This is a genomic window from Bacteroides sp. B1-V-101, assembly GCF_023656585.1.
Lineage (GTDB): Bacteria > Bacteroidota > Bacteroidia > Bacteroidales > Bacteroidaceae > Bacteroides > Bacteroides thetaiotaomicron.
Genome location: NZ_JAMOKH010000039.1, coordinates 1 through 23,805 on the forward strand (window position 1 = coordinate 1; position 23,805 = coordinate 23,805).

Consider the following 23,805-nt stretch of genomic DNA (forward strand, 5'->3'; position numbering starts at 1 on the left):
AGTAAACCGGAGGCAGGAATAATAAATAATAAAGTAAACAGCTGCCAGGGTTAGTAATATTTCTAGTCAACACATAGCAGCTATTAGAGATAAACAAGTCAACCATTATTAGGGAAGTACATAGAGCTGGATAGTTTCTGGGGCTTGGAACCAGAGTTTCACCAGCTTGAAACTAAAGTTTCTTCAGTTTGAAACTAAAGTTTCCTCTGCTTGAAACTAGAGTTTCATCCGCTTGGAACCGTTGGTTCCGGCATATGGAAACGAATGGACCTACGCATGACCTGTCGGCAAAGTCCGGTAGATATAGCAGCACTGTGACAGCAAAAATTGCCATCACAGTGCTGTCACTAGTTGCTGTCACTGCTTTACTTCTTCATTATAAGCGAGTTATGCTCTGCTTTGTGACGGTGACAGCAAAACACATATTTATTTTTCTATAGAGGGTTATTGGAGTTTCTTCCCCCAATATGTCTTTTGATTACCCTGGCCCGCATACACAATCGTATGTGTCCGCGGACTGGCTTCCCAGTCGACTTCACGTTGCAGATAGAGTACTACTCCGGCGCTTGTCGTGATGGTTTGAGTCGCTGCATCAAATGTCCATGTAGCATTTTTCCAGCTGCCGGAAGTTATCTTATGCGTACCGAGATCATAAGTCATCGTTTCGGACGTTCGTTGGGTGCCCGTACTGGTGGTCAATGCCAGATGTTCCCAGTCTCCGGCTATTTCATTTTCCGTGATAGGCGCTTGCGGAACGGCTCCGTAACGTTCGGGCATAACGAGAGGCCAGCCGTTGGCATCCCAGCGGATGCTGCGTACATGTCCCATCATGATGGCGTTGGAGTATTCATTGCCGCCTACGTTCACAGGGAAACGTCCTTGTGAAGTATAGAACCAGTTGCCGGCTCCGTCATCGAAGATGCCGCAATGGGAAATTCCTACCCAGCCGTAGCTGTTGTCGAACCGGTAAGGAGCAGTCAGTATCGGATATAGTTGCGCGCTTCCCATAGCGGAATTTCCGTGTATGTCTACATAAGGGCCGTCGATGTTTTTAGAACGGCAGACACGTGTATTATATTCTACCGACAGTGAACCGTAAGCCAGGAACAGATAGTAATAACCGTCACGATAGATCACTTCGGGACCTTCGGATGCCTGCCAGCGGCTGGTGCCACGTGTGGCGATTATCTTTCCATAACCCGAATTGTCTTCCCCTGTGATGTCCCAGGGATTTCCCAAAGCATTCAGCGGTTTGCCGTCTTCCGGATTTACCTGTAGGGCAGCGATACCGCTGTGCCATGAACCATAGATCAGCCAGTGTTCGCCATTTTCCGTTATTATATAAGTAGGGTCGATCGCATTGATTTTAAAATACCCTTCCCAGTCATTGATGCTGCTGCGCCCATAATCCGTCTTTCCTTTATCGCTGGCAGAGCAGACAACGAATCCTTTGTCTTCCCATATATTACTTGCCGGATCGGAAGTTTCCATCAGTCCGATAAACGCGCGTTCGGTCCATGAACCGTCAAAGTTGCCGTTGTTCTCAATTTCCGGTTTTCCGGTTTGGATGTAGTTCGTGATTACGATGGAATAATACATACGGTATTTTCCGTTCGATACTTTTCGTGCAACAGGTGCCCAGTATCCGTAAGACGGATTGTCAATCGGTTCCAGTCCCATCTCCTGACGGTAGGCATTCAGCTTTTCTTTGATCCATGTCGGGGGCGTTTCACTCATAGTTGCTCCCAGGTACTCCCAGTTTACGAGGTCTTTGGAACGCCGTGCGTGGAAGTGTCCGTTTCCGCTGTGCGCGTTGCCGTAAGAAGCGTCTGTCTGATACATATAGTAATATCCGTCATCGGTTTTCATTACCGTAGGGTCGTGTACGTTGGCAAGGTTCCAGTCATAACGGTTGCTCCAGGCTGAGAAACTTGTGTAGTCGTCTACATACGTGGGTGCTTCGTACGCTGCCAGTTCATCGCTCAGTGTCTCGGCGGGAGTCGTGAAAGAAGTTTCCTCCGAGTATCTGGGCTCTTCGTTGTAAAGGGTGACAAAGGCTCTTACGTAATACGTCGTTTGTGGAGTCAGGCCGGTCAGGGTCGTACTGATTTCCGATCCTCTGACTTCGGAGGTCGTGTCATAAATGTCCGGATGGGATGCCGTGGCGTAGCAGAATCCCCGTTTGACGATATTCACTCCTTCCGTTCCGCTGATATTGGCGGATAAGGTTGCTTTGTTATACCCCACATTCGTATATGCCGGCGTTGTGATGCTTAAAGCTCCTGATGCGGAGTTTTCATCGTCGTCGCTGCACGCTGCCAGAGCGAGCGTGCAACAGAGTAGAAGATAGATGGTCTTTAAGTATTTCATATCTCAGTCTTTCTTTTTTAGATTGTTTTGATGTTTATTCGTTAGAAGCGCTTCCGGTGTCCCATCCCGGATTCTGTCCCAGATTGGGTGCTCGTTTCACTTCGTTGGCAGGTATCGGGAAGTAGTAACTCTTGGGATTGACAAACGTGCGTGAATTGACCGTTTCTGCCAGTCCGAAGGTATAGGAGGGAGTATCTGCGTTGCCGGTGACCTTCACTCCATAAAGATTCAGCAACTGGTTGTAACGGGGCTTTCCGGTTTCTCCCGTAGAGGTTACATTGTCATATAGTTTCCAGCGGCGTACATCGAAGAAACGATGATCTTCGAAAGCCAGTTCGATGCGTCTTTCGTTGCGGATACGTTCGCGGAGTTCACTTTGCGACATATCTGCGTAGGCCGGCATACCGGCACGGGCGCGTACCTCATTGATGTAACTGTATGCCTTGGCAGGACCTTCCGCTTCATTATAGGCTTCGGCGGCATTCAGCAGAATTTCGCCATAACGGAAAATCATCCATGCGTGAGGATAGGTGGCCGGTTCTTTGCAGGATATGTTATTCACGAACTTTTTCAGATAGTATCCGGTGTAGGTGCCTCCCATGGCTGAAGTGTAATCCACTCCTTTGTCCGCATCCGAGTTGTAGCGTACATCGATGGCGCGTCTTTCTTCTTTGTCGGCACGTCCCCACATCATTCCCTGATAGAAGATGGTTTGTGCCAGACGCGGGTCACGGTCTTTATACGGATTGGCGGCATCGTAGGTACTGCCGTTCTCATCGATCCGTTTGCCGTTGCTCATTTCGTAAGCGTCCACCAGATTCTGTGTCGGGTTGGTACGTCCGTTTCCGGAGAAGGAACCGGTAAAGCCTACCGGCAGGAATACTTTTTCTACCTGATTGGTATTCCATACGGAGCGTGCAAGGATAATTTCATTGTTGTATACCGGATTGGTCGTGAAACATTCGTAATAGTCATTCTCCGGATTTCCCGTATTGTACAGTCGGTAAGGGGAACTTTGCTTGTTATTCTGAGTGATGAAATCGGCTGCTGCCTGCGCTGCATTCGCCCAGTATGCGGTGTTGCCGTCCGGATTGTTCAGTTTGGAAGCACGGTAGAGCAGGGCTCTTGCCTTTAAAGCATAAGCGGCGGCTCCGTTGACACGTCCCCAGTTGGATGCTTCATCGCTGTAGCGGAAAGGGAGCTGGTTTTTGATCTGGTCGCATTGGTCGGCTACCCATTCAAGTGCTTCGGCAGCGGGAGTACGGAACATGTTCATTGCCGAAGGATCGGACAAGTCGAAGATGATCGGTTCGCCGGATTCATCTTCCGCAATGACAGGGGCAGCGCCGAACCAGCAGATTAAGTCGAAATGGAAGATAGCGCGAAGCAGTCTGGCTTCTGCGCAGTAACGGTCGTAAAGGCGGTTGTCGTCGCCGTCTTTCTCCGTATTTCCTACTACGGATGCCTTGGCGTTCTTCAGAAACATATTACATTTCCGAATCCCGTATAAGTCGGTGTTCCAGAAGCCCAGCAGGGGATGGTCGCCGGCGGTGTATCCGTCGCTGCCGATCTTTGTATAATAATGAAGTCCCCAGCAGGTCACTGCATTATCCGTCATACAGTCGCGTGAAGCACCTGTGAACTGGTCGTCCGACAGTGGCGCCAGCCCGTCCGGCAGATTCGTGTAGATGTTGGCGAGGAACTCGCGTGTCAGGTTCTGGTTATTGAACACTTTCTTTTCAGACAAGGAGGCGTCGTACTCTTTGTCGAGGTAGTCGCTGCACGAACTGCCTGCGAGTGCGAGGACCAGAGTAGCTATATAAGTTGATATTCTTTTCATAATTCTTTGCTGTTTTATTGAATGATTAGAATCCGATATTCACACCGAACGTAAATGAACGTGTCTTGGGATATGCCCAGATATAGTTGGTCGGGTTTTCCGGATCAAAGCCTTTAGGCAGATGGCTCCAGTTGCACAGGTTGTAGCCGCTGAAGTAAAGACGGCATTTTGTCATATTGACTTTAGAAATCAATCGTGCAGGAAGCGAGTAGCCGACTTCCACATTGCGCAATGAAAGGAAGTCTCCGTTGACTACCCAGATGGTAGACTCATTGTATGGATAGTTCCGGTCGAGGTCACTGAAGGAAGTAGACAAACGCGGATATTTGGCGTTGATATTGCGCGGGTCTGTCGGATCATCGGTATAATATCCCCATGTATTGGTGATTTCGTGAGTGGAAGTACCTCCCCAGCCGAAACCATAGTCCATATTCTCACGGCAGGGTACGGTACGGTTCAGATAGGCAGTCAGTACGGCACGTGCATCGAACCCTTTCCAGCTAAAACCTAAACGGATGGTCGGGATTAATTCCGGAATATTCGTGTATCCGGTCGGTACTTTGTCGTAGCTGTCTATTTTACGGTCGCCGTTCGTATCCTGGAATACGGCATTGCCGAGCTTGTATTTACCGGCAGCGTTCCACGGATATTTCTGAGGATTGGCAACGGCATCTTCATACGACTCCGGAATCAGGTCGGGATTACTGGCCCATTGTTTCCAGATCAGGAGCTGGCTCTGGTCGATCCGGTTGCCGGTTCTTGCCTGATAAGCGTAATCGGGAGTCAGTTCATCCATTTCGGTGATCTTGTTGGTGTTGAAGGTCAGCATACCGTCGATATAGTATTCAAAATCACCGATCCGGTTGCTATGTCCTAAAGTGACTTCAAAACCTTTCGTTTCGGCCTTGCCGTAAGAGTCTTGCGGGGCGTTTACACCGAATAAGCCGGGCACGGTGGAACGGGATACCAGAATATTGGAACGCCATTCCTTAAAGAAGTCTACGGAACCGTAGATTTTCTTGTTCCACAAGTCGAAGTCAACGCCGAAGTTTGCCATGTCCGAGATTTCCCATTTGATATTCTTGTTGCCGGCTGTCGATTCATATACACCCTCCGTGTAAGATTGGGAAGTACCGAAATTATAACCGTTTCCTTCGGTGAATGTACCTTGGTACGGGTAGCGGCTGACGCCTGTTACGGCTTGTCCCGCCCGTCCGTAAGAAGCACGGAGTTTCAGGAGATTCACGAACGAGTTCTTCAGCCATGATTCTTCAGAAAGTACCCATCCCACGGAACCGCCGGGGAATGTTCCGAAGCGTTCGCCGTCGGCATAATTATCACTGCCCATGCGGGAGATATTACCGGAAAGGATATACCGGTTGTTATATACATATGTAGCCTGTGCATTGTAAGAGAGGTAGCGGTTGGATGATTCCTGTCCGCGTACTACATTCTGATAAGTACGGATAAAAGCCTGAGCATTGACGGCATGTTTGCCGAATGTATGTTCGTATGCCAGTCCACCGTTCATATTGAGATTATAGTAATAGTCGCGTGGAGAAGTGGTGGCATTGGGCAATGCTTTGTACGTTCTCATGCGTTGGTATGTATATTCCGACGGGTCGTTGACATCAGCCATATAGTTATAGTAGTAGACATTGACATCGGCTTGCTGCACCTTCTGGAATGTTTCGTAAGAGTCGAAACTGAACGTCATCTTGGCTTTCAGTCCGGGAACGAGGGCATCCAGGTTTCCGGTAGCCGTTACGGTTGTATAGAGGTTACGGCGGCGGTTCTGTTCCACACCACGTCCGGCGATTTGTGCGGCACCGTTTTTACTGTCGCTGCTGGTCGGCATAAAGAATTCACCGTTTGGGCAGAATACGGGATACACCGGAAGATTTTCGCCGGCTCCCCAGGTAAAGAGGTTCCATACGTCAATGCCCGGTTGGGAGATATTGTCGATACGTCCGCCCAAGTCCATCGATACATTCAGAAACTTGTTTACATCGATGTCGATGTTCGAACGCAGGTTGTAACGGTTCAATACTTCCTGTGTGCTGTATCCTTCGTTCCATTCCGTCCATTTGGTGTCGAACAAACCTTCCTGGCGGAGATAAGAGAAGGAGACATAGTAGCGTGCACGTGCATTACCACCGCTGACAGACAGGTTGGTACGGTATTGCGGAGCTGCATCCCGCAGCATGGTGTCGTGCCAGTTCGTATTGAAGTATTTGTATTTGGCCATTCCTTCCAACTGCTCACCGTTGCAGACACGACGGTAGTATTCCAGGTCTTCATCGGAATATTCGGGACTTAATCCGTCCAGGTATCGTGCCTGATTACGGCTCAGCGCATAGTTATAAGAATTCTGGCTTTCGGGAATTCCGGCAATAGTCTGGAAGCCGACTTCTTGTGTGAAGTTGATTTTAGTCTTACCGGTTTCTCCGCGTTTGGTCGTTACGAGTACTGCACCGTTGGCTCCACGCATTCCATAGATAGCGGTAGCGGCGGCATCCTTCAATATCGTAATCGATTCAATAGGGTAGGCATCGAGGAATGAGAGGTCACGTTCCACATTGTCAACGATGATCAGCGGACTGCGTGCGCTGGCATTCATGGTACGGATGCCACGGATATACATAGCCGTTTCACTCCATCCCGGTTCGGATTGCGCCTCATACGTCTCTACACCGGTGACAGTGGAGGTAAACGCATTCTGCAAAACGGTTACCGGATGTTTTTCCAGTTCTTCTCCGGTGACGATGGAGGTGGACTCTGTCACAAACTTCTTGGGTTTGCGGTTGAAAGGAAGCGGAGTTGTATGAGCATATTCATCCAAGTCGGCATCCATGACAATCTTGAAATTCTCTTCGAAGTCGGCAATGGCCGTTGTCGGCAGATAACCTACGCTGCTTACATAAAGCTCGTCGGCAGGTTTTACATTCTTCAAAGTGAAGAAACCGTCCTTGTCCGAGAGTGCGATGCGGCTTGCTTCCGCTACGTTGACCACCGCACCTGCGATAGGTTCACCCTCTGCATTTACGATTCGTCCTTTCAGGACTTTAGCATCTTGCGCCCATCCGTTGCCCAGCATGAAAGCTGTGGCTACGGTGAGCAGGATTCTTTTGAATCCTGTCTGTATGTTATTTAATTTCATCGGTTGCATATTCATTCAGTTAATTGTTCCAACCCGGGTTGTTTTCGATATTCGTTTTCCATACTTCTCCTTCCGGTATCGGGTAGAGATACATTTTCTCCGTAAATACCCGGTTCTGGGCAACTTTACGTGTATAGACAAACTTTCCGTTTTCCTTGGTAACCTCCATTCCGTAGATAGGACGTGCCAATGCTTTTTCCGCTACATTCCAGCGACGTACGTCCCATGCGCGATGATCTTCAAAAGCGAGTTCGACGGTACGTTCCTTGCGGATGAAGTTACGGCGGTCGGCAATGGTCTGAAGATCGCTGCGGTCTGTGAGTTTGGCAGTCATCCCTACACGGTCGCGGAGAGGCTGGATGGCATTCAGTACGTCGGCACGTGACCCGCCGGCTTCATTCAAGGCTTCTGCATAGTTCAATAAGATTTCCGCATAGCGGATGATAATCCAGTTACGGTAGTTGCTGCCGGTATGGTTATTGTTCAGGATCACTTCCGGAATATACTTGCGGGTATAGTATCCGGTCGGCGTTGCATTTGCATTTCCTTGCGGGTTATCCCGTTGTCCTTTAAGTACATTAATTATGCCATTACCCCAGTTCACACCGTTGTAGAGCACGGTTGCCGCCAGACGCGGATCACGATTGCTGTAAGGATCATTGCTCTTGTATCCGCTGGCATTGTTGATGGTCGGAGTGGCTGTTCCATTATAAACAGGGGCGCCGGTTTCATCATAACTGCTGAAAGGAGACTGTCCGTTCGCCATATCGTACATATCCACTAAATTCTGTGACGGGCACAAACCTCCGTTGCCGCCTTCGCCTACCGGCGTATCGTTATAGATCGCTCCCCATCCTACAGCTACATCATTACGCCAGAAGATCGTTTCATTATTTTTCTCGTCATGTGCGTTCTTCAGGATGGCGTTGGTATAGCATGTCTTCGGATCGGTATCAGTCGTGTAGAGTCCGTAGAGTGTTCCGTAATCCGTCATGAAGCTTTGCGCTGCATCGGCGGCTTGCTGCCAGCTGATACCCGATTCACTTCTGAAACGGTCGCTTGCCATGTAGAGCATGACACGTGAATACAGTGCACGTGCCATTGGCTGGCTGATACGTCCGGGGTTGCCCGATTCGGCAGAAGTAGCTTTATCCATCAATCCTTCTTCGCAATCTTTCAGTTCTTTCAGAATGAAGTCAACTACATATTCTTTCAAGGAAGGGCGGGTGGTATAGTTGCTGAGCAAGTCTCCGTCCGGATCGAGTACATCTGTAACCAGAGGGACGGGACCGTAGCGGAGAAACATTTCCCAGTAGAAATAAGCACGGAGGAAATGAGCTTCCGCCTTGTATTGTTTCACATAGGTAGCGTGTGCTTCTTCCGAGTCATCCGTAGCTTTGGGCACGTCGTCGATGTTCTTTAATAGCATATTGCATTTGCGGATACCCCGGTAATAGTGTTCCCATGTGCCGGTGAGTTCAGTGGCGGCACCGCTGGCATAATAGTTGCCGATGTTGAAACTTGTACGCGTGCCGCCGCTGGCGTAGCTGGTTTCGGCTAAGTCGGTAGCTGCATCCATCCATGAGTTGTTGATGCGGCAGGCACCGTGGCGCAGGAAGTTGTAAGTATCGAAATGGAACTCGCGGGTGGTAGTCCATTGGCTGAATACTTCTTCCTCTGTTAGTTCGTTGCTGGGTTGTTTGTCCAGAAAACCACCGAATATATCTTCACAGGAAGTCAGGGCGATTCCGGCGGTTGCCAACCAAAAGGCGGTATATATGATTGTCTTTTTCATGTCTTATATCTGTTAGAATTTAATGTTTACACCAAAGTTCACAGTCTTCATAATCGGGTAACGGTTGGAACCTTCACTTTCCGGATCGCAAAGACCATCCAGCTTATCCCATGTGATGAGATTGTTTGCATTCACGTAGACGCGGCATTCGTTCATGGCTACTTTTCTGATCCATTTAGCCGGAAGCGAGTAGCTTAGTTCGATATTCTTCAGACGGAGGAAGTTACCGTTTTTCAGGAAGAACGAGTTCTTACGCTGATTATGGTCGCCGTAGCTGTCATAATGGAGCAGCGGATAGCTGGCATTGGCAAGGTTGTATGCTTCCGACTGGTTGGGATTCCAGCGATTCAGATGATGTTCTTTTACCTTACCGCCATTCACGAAAGCGTACATTGCTTCCGCATCATAATATCTGGAAACATGATCTACTCCCTGAAACATGATGCTGAATCCGATGCCTTTGTATTCGCATCCCAGAGACAAGGCGTAAGTGTTTTCGGGAACATCGCTATAGCCGATAAATGTTTCATCACGGCTATCGATAAATCCGTCTCCGTTCATATCACGGTATTTCAGGTCGCCTACCTGTACATTGCCGAAAGTAGAAACCGGAAAATCGGGATTGTTCAAGTCGGCTTGGGTTACAAAACCATCGCACACCAGACCGAAGTATTGGTTGATCGGATGACCTTCCTGTTTGCGATAAGCTGTCTTTGTGGCGGGTTCGTCCATGTTCCGGATTTCATTGCGGGCGTGTGAGAAAGTCAGACTTGCATTATAGGTAAAGTCCTTTCCGATATGGTTCGCATGTTTCAGTTCGATTTCGAAACCCTTGTTGTTGGTTTCTCCCAGATTGCCGGCAGCCATATTGACGCCAACCCATTGCGGACGGGTGAGATAAGGAGTCAGGATATCGTTTCTCTTTTCGTAGAATACGTCGATATTACCGTTCAGCAGTCCGTTCCATAAACCAAATTCCAGTCCCAGGTTGTATTTGTGAGCACGTTCCCAAGTCACTGCATAGTTAGGGTACTGGCTTTCATAGATACCGGTATATCCGGTTGTTCCGAAGTGATAGTCGTTGGCTATCTGTGTCCACACTGCCTGATACAGGAAACGTTGTTTTACGCCATTCACTTTGTATACATCGTTACCTACTTCACCATAGGATGCACGGATCTTCAGATTGTTCAGCCACTCCTCCGTTCCTTTCATGAAAGCTTCGTTGCTGATTCTCCATCCTACGGAGAAAGAAGGGAAGAAACCGAAGCGTCTGCCTCGCATGAAGTTTTCCGAACCGTTATAGCCGAAGTTGACTTCTGCCAGGTAACGGTCGTCGTAGCCGTATGTGGCACGCCCTACCAGTCCTTGGTAACGTTCGGCAAGGTCTGCCTGATAACGGTAGTCATTTTGGTTGTACAGTGCCATAGCGGTAATGTCATGTTTGCCGAATTTTCGTGCCCAGTTCAGCTGGAATTCCATGTAAAGTTTATAAGTGGTAGTCTGGTCATTGCCCAGATAAGCAAGTTCCGTGTCCGTATTGAACTGGGTATAGGCGTCTATTGAATTGTAATTAGTACGGTCATTCAGCTCATAAGTGGCAAAGTCGGCATTGAAAGCACGCCTATAGTAAGCGTCGTAGTCGAAAGATAACATTCCTTTTGCTGCCAGCCCTTTGGTGAGCCAGTTCATCTTATAATCCACAATGAAATTTGTTTCATTGATCGTATTGGTGGAGCGGTAGAAACCGGCTTTGGCAAAACGTGCCACGATATTATTCTGGTATTGTGAACTGCCACTGTACAATGTCTTCTGGTCTTCACCTTCACCTACGGTATAGGATACCGGAAACAACCATCCCGGTGTATGATTCATTTCATAAAATGCCTGACTGTAAGTTCCGTCTCTCGATTCATTCGAGTTCGGTCCTCTGCGTTCTTCGAAACGTGTCCCGAAGTTGACGGAAAGAGTCAGGTCTTTGGTCATCAGGAAGTCGAGATTGGCACGGAAAGCGAAACGCTTGAAGCTGGAGTTTGACTTGTTTCCGTATTCGTCCTGACTGAATTCCTTGAACAATCCCTGTTGGTTATAATATTCGGCAGAAGTAAAGTAACGCATACGTTTGGTACCGCCCTGTATATTGACATTGTAGCGTTGTGCCGGTGCACTGTTTCGCAAAACGGTGTCATACCAGTCTACATTCGGGTAGAGGAGGGCATCGATTCCGCTGAGTTGTCCTGCTGAGGCTCTTTTATACATTTCGATGTCGGATGCCGAATATTGAGAAGGCAGTCCGTCGTTAGCCAGCGCTTCTTCCAGCAATACAACCGAATTGTAAGAATCCAGATAAGTATCCTGGCGGGTAGGGGACTGTATTTGCCAGTTGGCGGTCAGGCTGACAGTCGGTTTCTGTTCCTTACCGCGTTTTGTTGTAATCAGCATCACACCGTTTGCACCACGCACACCATATACGGCAGTAGCGGAAGCATCTTTCAACGTAGAGATCGATTCGATATCATCCGGAGCAATCTGTGAGAACTCGCGTTCTACACCGTCTACTAAAATCAACGGCTGGTTGTCTCCTGCGAAAGAAGCACGGCCACGGATATAAATCTTCATATCGTCAGCCCCCGGCGCACCGGAAGTCTGAGAAGTGATTACACCCGAAATCTTACCGGCAATCGCTTGTGAAATATTGGCTGCCGGAGATTTCAACAGTTCTTTGGAAGAAACCTGCGAGATGGCACCTACCACACTTTCTTTCTTCTGCGCACCGTATCCGACCACTACGACTTCATCCAGCACTTCCGTGTCTTCCTCCATAGTGATATTCAGTTTCGTCTTGTTGGCTACTGGTATTTCCTGTGTCTTATAACCGATATAACTGATTTGTAACACGGCTTTCGGTCCGACCGTCAGTTTGAAATTACCGTCAAAGTCGGTAATGGTTCCGTTTGTAGTTCCTTTTTCAAGTATGCTTGCACCAATGGCGGCTTCGCCTTTGGTATCAACTACCCGTCCGGTGATCTGCTTGTTCTGCGCATACACCCATTGGCTGAATGTGGCGAGGCAGAGTATCAGTATAAAATTTTTCATGTATACTAAACTTTAAGGTTTAATTCTTTTTCTTTTTCATAATAGCCTGTATCTCATCGATTGTCAGTGCTTTGTTGTAGATAGCGATGTCGTCGAACATAAATCCGGGATCAGGGTCAGCCCATGTCCATGCCTGGTTTCCGCCCAATGAGATGTATTTCAAGTCTGCACCGTTGGTGAATATTCCGGAGATGGTATTGCCGTCACCGCTGCCCGATACTGTCCATGAGTTGGCGACTTCTCCGTCAATGTAGATTTTACAGGTGGTAGACGTGAGAACGGCTGTGTAAAGATGCCATTCATGATCCTTCAGCCAGTCTTCCTCACAAACGATTCCATCTGCTGCATATTCCGAGCAATAAACGGTGTTGACACCTTTCTCATTTTGTGCGGCGGTGAAGTCTGTCCATCCGTTACAGTTTATTTGGGCAAGTCCGCGGGATTGCAGGACAAACAATGGCCATATATTCTCTGATCCTGCCGACGGCTCGTTTCCGTATGCCGTGAATAGGGGAGAATAGCGATAATCGTCCGATGCTCCTGCATTCTTGGCATTCACCCATACACTAATACTCACTTCCTGAGATTCTACGGAGTGGGAAAGAGCATCCTGAGGCAACATCAGATAATTAGTGCCTTTAGAACCGGCTACATTCTGGAATATTTGTCCGAACCCTTTGTCTTCCACTGAAACTATTTTGCCCGAACCTACGATTTTTGCATCTCCGGTTCCTTCTTCAAAGGTATTGATGTAGACAGGAGTAGGCAGAGCCAAAGTCTTGTCTTCCATAATCTGTTTGATCTGTTCCGGAGACAATTCTTTGTTATAGACTGCGAAGTCGTCAAACATGAATCCCGGATCGGGATCGCCCCAGTCGAACGCCTGATTTCCGCCTAAAGTGATGTATTTGTAGTTGGCACCATAAATGAATGCACCTTCAATTGTATTATTATCTCCGGTACCTGCCACCTGCCATTCGTTCTTCAGTTCGCCATCCATATATACTTTGGCGGAAGTAGCGGTGAGAGTTACTGTATAGTAATGCCACCCGTGATCGGCTAACCAGTCAGTGGCGTCATGATATAGAGCATTGGTACCATTTACATTCTGTGCATCATCAAAGTTGCACCATCCGGCATTATTCAGTTGTAATGTTCCTCTTACATACAATGCAAACATAGGCCAGTTGTCTGTATTGGCAGTACCTGCTATGCCCGGTGCCTGCCCGTGAGCACTGAATAATGGTGACCACATATAAGTGGATGAGATTCCGGCATCCTTCGCATTCACCCACATACCGATAGACATCTCCTTCGTTTCGGCAGAATGTGACATTACATCTTCCGGAAGCAACAAGTAATTCTGACGCATTCCTCCGGGGATATTCTTGAATACGGTTCCGAAGGCGCTATTATCATCTGTAACAAAGCTGCCACCGCCAATGATCTGTAGTCCGGTAGTCGTTTCGAAAGTAGCTTTATAAACAGGATCGGGCACATGTATTCCGCTACCGATATTCGGTCCCTGAGCATCGCTGTCCGAGAAAGTATTTGTCCAGATCTTCAGATCATCATAATAGGCTTCGGCTGTTTCCGTATCCGAACCATAGCCTAAATATATATAGGTCGCAGATGACAATAAATCGATCATATTGGAATAATCGAAGTCACCTACGCTCACAGCCCTTGTCTTTCCGGAACTGATGCTGGCATGGTTGTTGGTATCGTATTTCTTGGTGCCATCGATATAAATGGCGTATCCTTTCTCTGTGAAAGTCAAGGCAACATAATGCCATGTCCCGTAAGGCATTGCGTTCGTTACACTGACTTCCGGATCATTTACGTCCAGATAGCCTCCTGTGCCGGTATAGCTCAAAAAAGCATTTGCAGTGAAATACAGTTTGTTTGTTCCGTCACTGAATGAGATCAGTGCGCCTGTATGGTCTGTTTTAGTAGATTTTACGAAGAAACTAAATGAGACTCCTGTCTGGATATCTGCACCGATAAGAGGGTTGGGAATGCGGAGGTATCCGCCGTTGGCGTGCATAACTCCACTTTCTCTTTCATCATCTTGTACGATTTCCGGAATCTCTTGATCTGCACTGTATGCAAAACCTTCCCCCGATATAGGTGTTTTGCCTTCGGTGGCAGTAGAGTTGAAATCTTCGTCAAATGTAAATTCAGCTATTAATTTAGCGGAGGTATCCGGCTTTGCTGGAAGTTTTTGATTTCCTGCCGGTGGATCGGCTTCTCCCCAATCCTGACAAGAACTCATGCTGAGAACGGTAAGAATTGCCATAAGTAGTAACGGCCATTTCCTTGTCTTCATAGATATTGATATTAATGGTTCAACAATAATTCTACTCGTTGTAGTGTCGCAAAAATACAACCGATGAGTATATTAAAGGTGGACAAATGAATTTTCGAGGTGGATAAACGGTTATATAAGTGTCTTTTTTACACTTTGAGTATAATCTTGGACGGATGTCTCTTAAAATGAGCTCATTTTAAGACGAAGGGCTGCTATCATTGTTTCATAATAGCAACCCTTATATCAGTTATTCTTCGTTATTCAGCAGTGCGCTTGGTGTCACATTGAAATGTTTCGTGAAGCATCTTGTAAAATATTTGGGATCATTGAATCCTACTTCGTAGGCAACTTCCGCTATATTCATATTCTTCGTTTCCCGATTCTTCAGAATCAATTCCCGTGCGATGTTCAGTCTGTAATTCCGGATGAACTGTCCGGCGGACTGACCGATTAAGTTTTGCAGTTTTTTGTTCAGCAGGCTTTTGCTTACTCCGACGGCTTCACAAAAATCGCTGACTTCAAAATAGGAGTTCTTGTAGTTCTCTTTGATAACTTCCATTACTTGATTGAGGAACTTCTTATCACCGGATTCTTCTTCCATATTAAGTACGTCCACGTCCATATCAAGCGTAAATTTACGTTGATATCGTTTCCGGTTCTCCAGAATATTCTGAATACGGGCCAATAATAATGTTTCATCAAAAGGTTTCAGCAGATATTCGTCCACTCCCATACGATAGCTTTCCAGTCGGGCTTCTTGTGAGGTTTTGGCGGTCAGCATCAGGAAAGGAATATGCGAAATGGCAAATGTCTCCTTTACCCTTCGGGACAGCTCGATTCCGTCCATGACGGGCATCATCAAATCACTGATAATAAAGTCTATTGGATTACTATTAAGTATATGTAATGCTTCTTCGCCATTGGCAGCTTCCAGTACATGATACTGTTCACGAAGAATAGACCGGATATATCCCCGCATATCAGCATTATCCTCCACAACCAGTATACTTAAAGCCTCTTTCTCTTTTGGAGAGCCGGAATCCTGAACAGGAGTTGCGGACGAATCGTTGTGATCAATAATGATTGTCTTTTCGTCTTTCCTTTCATTTCGTTGCAAGGGGAGGAGGATGCGGAAAGAGCATCCCGCATGACGGTTATTGAATGCTTTGATCTCTCCGCCGTGCATTTGAACAATCCGTTTGCAGAGGTATAAACCGATGCCTGTTCCTGCTTGTCCGTATACCGGATATTTCACTTGATTCTGCGACTGGTAGAAGCGGTTGAAAATCCGATTGAGGTCTTCCTCAGGGATGCCCGAACCACTGTCCTTGACGCAAATATACAGAGTCTCTTTTTCACTGTCTTTGGCGAAAAGAGCAGATAGGTAGAGAGACACAGTTCCCCCGTTAGGAGTAAACTTGATAGCGTTACTCAACAGATTGGTGACCACCTTACGCATTGCTTCCTCATCGTACAAGATCTCCGGCATTTCCATCCGGTAATAGCGTTTGAGCACAATGTTCCGCTCTTGGGCGAATACTTCAAACGGAGTGATCAGTGAATCGATAAATTTCAGAAAATTTCCCCGAGTCTTCACAATCTCCAGTTTGCCGGACTCTACCTTCCGGAAATCCATCAACTGATTGACGAGAGACAATAGATATTTGGAATTGCGTTCCACGAAGTTCAATTGCTCAATGACTTGCGGATTGTAGCTTAATTTCAACGCACGTTCGATAGGACCGATAATGAGAGTAATCGGAGTGCGGAATTCATGGGTAATATTCGTAAAGAATGAAATCTTGTCAAGCGTCAATTCCTGCACTTTACGGGACATACGAATCAGTTGTGCCTTCTGCCTCGTGATTTTCTCATTCTGCTGAATCAGCATCTGGTTTTGGCGTGACAGCTCATCCGTTTGATTTTCTAACAGATGCTTTTGCTGTTCCAGTTCATGAGTACGTTCTTCTACCGTGCGGTGCAGATATTCTTTCTGCCGTTTCAGATTACGGATGCGCCATTGATAGAATTGCCATACACTGACAGATAACAATACGATGATGAATAGAATAAACCATACAGTCTTATAGAAATAAGGTACAATCGTAATCTTCAGTTCCGTTATGTTTTCTCCCTCGTTCTCACCATCAGGAGTGTATCTGACCTGTAGAGTATATGAACCGGGAGGTAAATTCGTATAACTGGCGAAACGACGGTTGCCCGGAACCTGTACCCATTTATCGTCAAAACCGACCAGACGATAACTGTATATGGCTGTATTGTTTGATTCAAAGTTGAGCGCTGCAAATTCGAGTGAGAAAGATTTCTCTTTTTCATGCAGTTTCAGTTCCGTCGTTATGGCAATATCTTCCGACAAGTATTCGCTGCCCGGCAATATTTCTTCATTACCTATCCGCAGGCGGGTGAAACGTACTTTGGCAGCTGGAAGAGACATCGCCGGACGATTACTTTCGATTGCAACCAATCCGCCTACACTGCCGAAATAGAGTAAGTCATGAGAAGAACCACATGAGGCGTTCCAATAAAACTGTGTGTCAATCAGACCATCCTGTATGGTATAGTTAATGAAACGATTCTCTGCCTGGTGATAACAGGAGAGTCCATTATTGGTACTGATCCATAAGTTACCGTTGTTATCTTCCAGTATTCCCCGAACACTATTGTTCGGTAGTCCTTGCGCTGTGCTATAAGAGATAAACTGTTCTTTTCCTTGAGCATCGATTTTTCGTTGATAAATGCCATATCCGTTACTGCCCAGCCATAAAGTACCGTCCTTACCTTGATAAAAGCAGGTTATTTTCTCAATCAGGCGGGAGGACGGATCGTCCAGTTTGTAGTTCAGGTGCCTGTACTGGAATTCTCCTTTAGAGGAACGGGAATGCAGATCGATGATATAAACCCCTTCCAGACAACCGACCCAAAGTTTACCCTCCTTATCAATAATGGAACCGATACAGCCATGAATATTTTCAGCAGCCTTATCCGGTAACGGAGCAGTTATTTCCTTTTTTACCGGATCATAAAAATAGAGTCCTTGATTGGCGCCTATCCATATACCTTCATTAATAGGGTCATAATTCAATACTCCGATAAAGTTAATCGGAAAGCCTCCGCCGGTCTGTGAGGAAATTACCTCCAGTATCTGTCGGGGAGCTTTCAGATCAAGCAGATTGAGACCTCCTCCCCATGTACCTATCCATAAGTGATTGTCGGTATCGGCAGTCAGGGCACTGACGGAGTTGTGACTCAGCCCTCCGTGTTCACGTGTATAATGGGTGAAATCTTCGCTGTTCCGTTCTTTTCTGTTCAGTCCGCCTTCTACTGTCCCTACCCATAAGGTTCCGTATACATCTTCATAAATTGCATTGACAGGATTATAGGATAAACTTGACGGATTTTCCTTGTCATGCCGGTAGCTCCGTATCGATAGTTGCCGTGGATTCAACAGATTGATACCTCCGGTTTCCGTACCGAACCAGATATGTTCTCCATCAGTCAATATGCAATTAATAAAGTTACTGTTCAGCAGATTGGTGCCGCCATTTGGAAGGTCACAGGCTATACGTTCAAAATTATCCGTCATCGGGTTATAGATATTAATACCACGTAGTGTCGCGACGATTAATTGTTTGTCATCGGTGATAGCTAAATTTGTCAGATAATTTTGCGACAGGGAATAGGGATTGCCGGAATCATGCTCATATCGTTTTATCACATTTCCAGTTTTATTATAGCGGAATAGTCCGCGGTCACTGGAGATCCAGACTTCATTCTCTTTGCTGAGGAAATCCGAAATATAAGTTCCCGCTTCGAACTTCAGGCAGTCGGCTATGGGAGTGGTTACCAGTCTCTTTTGCGGACTTAATGCCACTTTTCGTATTTCTCCATTGTTTCCCATCCATATTTTCCCATCCTCGTCAATGTCTTTCAGAGCAATGTCCGGACCATTCAGATAGACAGGGCTGAGTGTAGACAGGATTTGCACTTCCCCTTTGTCATTGAATTCGATACGGTGAAGGGCGTTGTCGCAATGAAGCCAGATACAGCCTTGCGTATCTTTCATGATACGGGTAGCCGGTAGTTCCAGTATCTTTGGAAGTATCCCTTTCGGGTCATGGGGGATAATCGGTTTTAAAGTAGATAAGTCAATAATATCCGTTCCCCCTTCGGAGACGATCCAAAGGCGTTGGAAGGCGTCTTCACAGACATTGCGTATAAAGTTGCTTTTTAGTTTGCATTGGTGATTATTGGGAGTGTAGTTTACAAACTCATAGCCATCATAACGGGAAAGCCCGCCTCCGGCAGTCGAAATCCACATAAACCCCCGGCTGTCTTTGTACAAATCGTCGATAAAATTATGTGGAAGCCCCTCGTTCATGGTCACATACGTAATATTATAGCGGTCGGCAAACCGTTCCTGTGCCCGAACCTGTCCGGCCAGTGAACAGATACTATATATTATAAGGTATATAAGTAGGTGTTTTTTCATATATGTACGTATTAATAAGGGCAAAGTTAGAAGAATCTCTTCAATCACAAAAATGGGAAGAGCTTCTTTTCAGCAGATTATCGGATTGTCCACCAATCGTGTTCGTATGTCCACCTTTCATAGGGGAAACGGGGCGTATTTTTGTAGCATAATTGATGAACGAATACACAGATATTATGAAAAACTTGTTTTTGCCAGTTCTTTTAATAGCAGGCAGCTTCTTTGTAAGTTGCACTTCTTCCGTGTTTACTCCGACTCCTTCTGCTAATCCTTGGGATGATAATTATTTATCAGTAGCCAAAATGGAAGATTACCGTCAATGGGGAACATACAATGTACACGATCCGTCCTGCCGGAAGCTGGGCGACTATTATTATATGTATTCTACAGATGCGATTTTCGGTGAGAACCGGAAAGAAGCGAGAGAGAAAGGCGTGCCGTTGGGATTTATCCAGATGCGCCGTTCTAAGGATTTGGTACATTGGGAATTTCTGGGATGGGCATTTCCTGAAATACCGGAAGAAGCGGTTCAATGGGTACAGTCTCATGCAGGAGGGCAGGGGGCGACCAATATCTGGGCACCGTATATCATCCCTTATAAAGATAAATACCGCCTCTACTATTGCGTATCCGCATTCGGACGTAAAACATCCTATATAGGACTTGCCGAATCAACTTCTCCCGAAGGGCCATGGACGCAGAAAGGCTGTATCGTTAAAACAGATGATTCTACCGCGATGAATGCTATCGATCCGAGCGTCATAGCAGATGAAAATACTGGTAAATGGTGGATGCATTACGGCTCCTTCTTCGGTGGTCTGTATTGCGTCGAACTGAATCCTGAAACCGGATTAGCCTTAAACGAAGGCGATTTGGGGCACCTTGTAGCACGGCGTGCCAACTATCGGAAGGACAATCTCGAAGCACCGGAAATAATCTATCATCCGGAGCTGAAACAATATTATCTTTTCACTTCCTATGATCCGTTGATGACGACTTATAATGTACGTGTCAGCCGTTCGGATGCTGCCGAAGGTCCGTTTACGGACTACTTTGGCAAGGCTGTGAAAGATACGACCAACAACTTCCCGATACTGACTGCACCATATCGTTTTGAGAACCATACCGGATGGGCGGGTACAGCGCATTGTGCCGTCTTTTCTGACGGTGAAGGAAACTATTTTATGGCACATCAGGGACGTCTGTCACCGCAAAATCAGTTAATGGTGTTACATATACGGCAGTTGTTCTTCACTCCCGAAGGCTGGCCGGTCGCTTCTCCCGAGAGATATGCAGGGACTGCTTCGCGTCAATTCAGCAAAGAAGATCTGGTCGGTGAATGGGAAATCATACGAGTGCAGGAACCGGCATACGAACGTCAGCTGGAAGCCGGACAGATCTTATGGGGAGAGGGAGAACTGAAAGAGAAGGAATGGAACTTGTCCACCCGAGTGACTTTGGTAAAAGACGGCACGTGCAAAGGGCAGATGACCGATAACGAATGGAATATAGTTCAAATGAATGGAAAATGGTCCTTTTTGACCGAAAAACATCTATTAATGGTAGATTTGAACTCGGAGAAGATTGAGAATCTGGTTATCTTTGCAGGACACGATTGGGAGAACGAAACCGAAACAATTCTCTTTACCGGACTCGATAGCCGGGGACGTTCTGTCTGGGGAAAAAGAATCAAATAACTATATATAATTTTTATTGAAAACCATGAGAAGATACACAGAATTACTGGCTGCATTAGCCTTATCTACCGGCATGGCGCTTCATGCGCAAACCAATGAAATGGTGATCCAGACTAAGAAGTTGGGTGCTGAAATCCAGCCGACAATGTACGGACTCTTTTTTGAAGACATCAATTATGCTGCCGATGGCGGACTTTATGCCGAACTGGTAAAGAACCGTTCATTCGAATTCCCTCAGCGTCTGATGGGATGGAAGACTTATGGAAAGGTGACTTTGCAGGATGACGGTCCTTTTGAACGCAATCCGCATTATGTGCGTCTTGATAATCCGGGACATGCCCACAAGCATACCGGACTGGATAATGAAGGTTTCTTCGGCATCGGGGTTAAGCAAGGTGAAGAATACCGCTTTTCCGTATGGGCACGTCTGCCGCACGGAGGTACAGGTGAAAAGATACGTGTGGAACTTGTAGATACCAAATCTATGGGCGAACATCAAGCTTTTGCCTCTCAGACACTGACCATTGATTCCAAAGACTGGAAGAAGTATCAGGTAATCTTAAAAGCGGGTGTTACCAATCCCAAAGCAACGCTTCGTATTTTCCTTGCTTCCCAGGGTACGGTAGACTTGGAGCATATTTCCCTTTTCCCTGTCGATACTTGGAAGGGACATGAGAACGGTCTTCGCAAAGACCTTGCGCAGGCTTTGGCGGATATTCATCCGGGAGTCTTCCGTTTCCCCGGTGGTTGCATCGTTGAAGGTACGGATCTCGAAACCCGTTATGACTGGAAGAAATCCGTGGGGCCGGTAGAAAACCGTCCATTGAACGAAAATCGCTGGCAATATACCTTTACCCATCGTTTCTATCCGGATTATTATCAAAGCTACGGACTGGGATTCTATGAATATTTCCTTCTTTCTGAAGAAATGGGAGCGGCACCGCTTCCGATCCTGAACTGCGGACTTGCCTGTCAGTATCAGAACAATGAAGAAAAAGCTCACGTAGCAGTTTGCGACCTGGACAGCTATATTCAGGATGCACTCGATCTGATCGAATTTGCCAATGGAGATGTGAACACGACTTGGGGGAAAGTACGTGCCGATATGGGACATCCGGCACCTTTCAATTTGAAATATCTAGGCATCGGTAATGAACAGTGGGGAAAAGAGTATCCCGAACGTCTCGAACCGTTTATCAAGGCTCTTCGCAAGGCGTATCCGGAAATCATGATTGTAGGCAGTTCCGGCCCGAACTCCGAAGGAAAAGAATTCGATTACCTGTGGCCTGAGATGAAACGTCTGAAAGCTGATCTGGTAGACGAACACTTCTACCGTCCCGAAAGCTGGTTCCTTAGTCAGGGAGCACGCTATGATAACTATGACCGCAAAGGACCGAAAGTATTTGCCGGCGAATATGCTTGTCACGGAAAAGGAAAGAAATGGAACCACTTCCATGCTGCCTTGCTCGAAGCAGCCTTCATGACCGGATTGGAACGCAATGCCGATATCGTACATATGGCTACTTATGCGCCGCTTTTCGCTCATGTGGAGGGATGGCAATGGCGTCCGGACATGATTTGGTTTGATAATCTTAACTCGGTGCGTACCGTAAGTTATTATGTGCAGCAGCTGTACGCACAGAACAAAGGAACGAATGTACTTCCTCTCACTATGAACAAGAAACCGGTAACAGGGGCGGAAGGACAAAATGGACTTTTTGCCAGTGCAGTCTATGATAAGGATAAGAACGAACTGATTGTCAAAGTAGCTAATACTTCCGATAAGACACAGCCTGTATCCTTGACTTTCGAAGGTCTGAAAAAGCAGGATGTATTGTCCGAAGGACGTTGCATCACTCTTAGCTCACTCGATCAGGACAAAGATAATACGCTTGAACAACCGTTTGCCATCACTCCGCAGGAGACACCGGTAACGATCAATGGTCATGCGTTAACCACCGAACTCGGACCGAACACGTTTGCAGTTTATAAATTCACGAAGAAATAAAATGAATAGCGTTAAACTAGTTATGATTTCATGCGTATTGGCAGCCTTTTCCGGGCTGTCTGCGCAGAATGACACTACTTTTGTAGCCAATGGCAATCCCATCATAAAATATAAATATACAGCCGATCCGGGTGCTATGGTGCATGACGGTAAGGTGTACATTTATGCCGGACATGATGAATGTCCTCCTCCCAGAGAACATTACCAGTTGAATGAATGGTGTGTATTCTCGTCTCCCGATATGAAGACATGGACGGAGCATCCTGTACCTTTGAAAGCCAAAGATTTTAGTTGGGCAAAAGGGGAAGCATGGGCTAGTCAGGTGATAGAACGTGACGGAAAGTTCTATTGGTATGTGACAGTAGAACACGGCACTATTCACGGAAAATCCATCGGCGTAGCCGTATCTGATTCGCCTGTCGGTCCTTTTGTGGATGCCCGTGGTTCCGCACTGATCACCAATGATATGACGACCGAATTTACCAAGATCTCTTGGGAAGATATCGATCCGACTGTTTTTATTGACGACGACGGACAGGCATATCTTTATTGGGGGAATACTCAATGCTACTATGTCAAACTGAAAAAGAATATGATCGAGCTGGATGGTCCTATCGTACCGGTTCATCTGCCCCGATATACGGAAGCTCCGTGGATACATAAGCGTGGAGACTGGTATTACCTTTCATATGCTTCTGAATTTCCGGAAAAGATATGCTACGCCATGAGCCGTAGCATTACCGGACCTTGGGAATACAAAGGCATCCTTAATGAGATAGCCGGCAATTCCAATACCAATCATCAGGCTATTATCGAGTTCAAGGGCGACTGGTATTTCATTTATCATAATGGAAGCATCAATACAGCCGGAGGCAGTTTCCGCCGTTCCGTCTGCATCGACCGTTTGTATTATAACGAAGACGGTACCATGAAACGCATTCAGATGACAACGGAAGGCGTACAATAAACAGATAATTATAGGGTTAGGTTAGATAATAGGTTTTTAGATTTTTGTTAA

At 46.7% G+C, this 23,805-nt stretch carries 10 protein-coding genes; 3 read left to right on the forward strand and 7 right to left on the reverse strand.

Translation table 11 applies throughout. The features are described from left to right. Positions 1–444: 444 nt before the first annotated feature. The 7 genes from NBH01_RS21420 to NBH01_RS21450 form a co-directional block, all read right to left on the reverse strand. Positions 445–2,370: an arabinan endo-1,5-alpha-L-arabinosidase gene (locus tag NBH01_RS21420; RefSeq protein ID WP_250700290.1), complete on the reverse strand. Its 1,926-nt coding sequence runs from the start codon at positions 2,368–2,370 to the stop codon at positions 445–447. 34 nt (positions 2,371–2,404) lie between these two features. Beyond that, the gene (locus tag NBH01_RS21425) at positions 2,405–4,210 is read right to left on the reverse strand and encodes a RagB/SusD family nutrient uptake outer membrane protein (protein ID WP_117577293.1); all 1,806 of its coding nucleotides are present in this window, start codon (positions 4,208–4,210) and stop codon (positions 2,405–2,407) included. A 25-nt stretch (positions 4,211–4,235) separates the two neighbouring features. Then, complete coding sequence (locus NBH01_RS21430) at positions 4,236–7,385, reverse strand: SusC/RagA family TonB-linked outer membrane protein (protein ID WP_048696519.1); 3,150 nt, start codon at positions 7,383–7,385, stop codon at positions 4,236–4,238. A 4-nt stretch (positions 7,386–7,389) separates the two neighbouring features. Beyond that, positions 7,390–9,165, reverse strand: coding sequence for a RagB/SusD family nutrient uptake outer membrane protein (locus NBH01_RS21435; protein ID WP_250700291.1), 1,776 nt, complete (start codon positions 9,163–9,165; stop codon positions 7,390–7,392). Positions 9,166–9,177: 12 nt separating this feature from the next. Beyond that, a complete protein-coding gene (locus tag NBH01_RS21440) occupies positions 9,178–12,261 on the reverse strand; it encodes a SusC/RagA family TonB-linked outer membrane protein (protein ID WP_117980125.1) in 3,084 nt (1,027 codons plus the stop codon). Positions 12,262–12,280: 19 nt separating this feature from the next. After that, a complete protein-coding gene (locus tag NBH01_RS21445; RefSeq protein WP_225011977.1) occupies positions 12,281–14,590 on the reverse strand; it encodes a LamG-like jellyroll fold domain-containing protein in 2,310 nt (769 codons plus the stop codon). 229 nt (positions 14,591–14,819) lie between these two features. Beyond that, a complete protein-coding gene (locus NBH01_RS21450) occupies positions 14,820–19,082 on the reverse strand; it encodes a hybrid sensor histidine kinase/response regulator transcription factor (protein ID WP_011107220.1) in 4,263 nt (1,420 codons plus the stop codon). Between the two features lie 155 nt (positions 19,083–19,237). On the opposite strand from NBH01_RS21450, the gene NBH01_RS21455 reads away from it, so the two are divergent. Genes NBH01_RS21455 through NBH01_RS21465 form a run of 3 tightly spaced genes read left to right on the forward strand, consistent with a single transcriptional unit; the run spans position 19,238 to position 23,754 of the window. Beyond that, positions 19,238–20,779 (forward strand): arabinan endo-1,5-alpha-L-arabinosidase, encoded by a 1,542-nt coding sequence (locus NBH01_RS21455; RefSeq protein ID WP_195385380.1) that lies wholly within the window; start codon positions 19,238–19,240, stop codon positions 20,777–20,779. A gap of 25 nt (positions 20,780–20,804) precedes the next feature. Further along, the gene (locus tag NBH01_RS21460) at positions 20,805–22,787 is read left to right on the forward strand and encodes an alpha-L-arabinofuranosidase family protein (RefSeq protein WP_074858536.1); all 1,983 of its coding nucleotides are present in this window, start codon (positions 20,805–20,807) and stop codon (positions 22,785–22,787) included. Between the two features lies 1 nt (position 22,788). Continuing rightward, entirely contained in the window at positions 22,789–23,754 is a 966-nt protein-coding gene (locus tag NBH01_RS21465) for a glycoside hydrolase family 43 protein (protein ID WP_225720804.1), read from the forward strand. The last annotated feature ends 51 nt before the right edge of the window (positions 23,755–23,805 follow it).

Coding starts and splice junctions, on each gene's coding strand:
- NBH01_RS21420 (WP_250700290.1), bottom strand. CDS start 2,370: ATGAAATACTTAAAGACCATCTATCTTCTACTCTGTTGCACGCTCGCT.
- NBH01_RS21425 (WP_117577293.1), bottom strand. CDS start 4,210: ATGAAAAGAATATCAACTTATATAGCTACTCTGGTCCTCGCACTCGCA.
- NBH01_RS21430 (WP_048696519.1), bottom strand. CDS start 7,385: ATGAATATGCAACCGATGAAATTAAATAACATACAGACAGGATTCAAA.
- NBH01_RS21435 (WP_250700291.1), bottom strand. CDS start 9,165: ATGAAAAAGACAATCATATATACCGCCTTTTGGTTGGCAACCGCCGGA.
- NBH01_RS21440 (WP_117980125.1), bottom strand. CDS start 12,261: ATGAAAAATTTTATACTGATACTCTGCCTCGCCACATTCAGCCAATGG.
- NBH01_RS21445 (WP_225011977.1), bottom strand. CDS start 14,590: ATGAAGACAAGGAAATGGCCGTTACTACTTATGGCAATTCTTACCGTT.
- NBH01_RS21450 (WP_011107220.1), bottom strand. CDS start 19,082: ATGAAAAAACACCTACTTATATACCTTATAATATATAGTATCTGTTCA.
- NBH01_RS21455 (WP_195385380.1), top strand. CDS start 19,238: ATGAACGAATACACAGATATTATGAAAAACTTGTTTTTGCCAGTTCTT.
- NBH01_RS21460 (WP_074858536.1), top strand. CDS start 20,805: ATGAGAAGATACACAGAATTACTGGCTGCATTAGCCTTATCTACCGGC.
- NBH01_RS21465 (WP_225720804.1), top strand. CDS start 22,789: ATGAATAGCGTTAAACTAGTTATGATTTCATGCGTATTGGCAGCCTTT.